Source organism: Blautia sp. DFI.6.71 (genome assembly GCF_020593585.1).
In the GTDB taxonomy this organism is placed as follows: domain Bacteria; phylum Bacillota; class Clostridia; order Lachnospirales; family Lachnospiraceae; genus Blautia_A; species Blautia_A wexlerae.
Genome location: NZ_JAJDMJ010000169.1, coordinates 1 through 382, shown reverse-complemented (window position 1 = coordinate 382; position 382 = coordinate 1). Strand labels below are relative to the sequence as shown.

Annotated in this window: 1 protein-coding gene; it reads left to right on the top strand. The window is 33.5% G+C overall.

Annotated features, from left to right (window positions below):
* Positions 1 to 237: 237 nt before the first annotated feature.
* Positions 238 to 382: helix-turn-helix domain-containing protein (locus LJE12_RS20890; protein ID WP_227292418.1), on the top strand; the 145-nt coding region annotated here is incomplete at its 3' end.

Below are 382 nucleotides of genomic sequence, written 5' to 3'. Positions count from 1 at the left end.
TGTTCTGATACAATAAATATATTATAATAGAAAAAAGAACAATATGCTCTTGAAAATTGGACGGTCGAAATAAGCAATAAGTGAGTGTACATAATAATTCTCATTCTGTGTTGTTAGCTGATCATGGTTATGAAATATAGCAGAAAGATGCTGGACGATAAAATGTTAGAGAGAGCAAAAGAAATCTTTGAAATATAGCACCTGTTGGAACAATCCATCAGTATATAGAAAATCAGGGTGAGAAAGATAAACCGGGCAGTAAAAATAAGGATTTATCCCAATAAAGAACAGATAACTCAGATAGAAAAAACGATCGGCTGCAGCCGTTTTCTCTATAACCGGATGCTTGCGGATAAGATCCGTTATTATCAGGAAGAAAAAA